1 pseudogene is annotated in these 255 nt (G+C 44.3%); it reads left to right on the top strand.

Annotated features, from left to right (window positions below):
• Positions 1-255: pseudogene (locus tag ACST14_RS11000) on the top strand (hypothetical protein); the annotation flags it as partial.

Raw genomic sequence — 255 nt, 5'->3', positions numbered from 1 at the left:
GAGGATATGCGGGTAATTCAGTTACAACGGGATCTAATAACACGTTGTTAGGTTATGGAGCGAATGTGAATAATGGGGCATTAACCAATGCGACCGCGATAGGTAATGGAGCGAATGTGGATGCGAGCAATAAGTTAGTCTTGGGAAATACGAGTGTGAATTTAATTCAAACTACGGGACGTTGGTATACGACGAATAATACAGATGCTACGGCTACTAATACAGGTGCGTTACAAGTAGCAGGTGGAGCGGGGA

This window comes from Aquirufa sp. A-Brett2-15D, from assembly GCF_054558735.1.
This window is presented reverse-complemented; position numbering and strand designations above follow the sequence as displayed.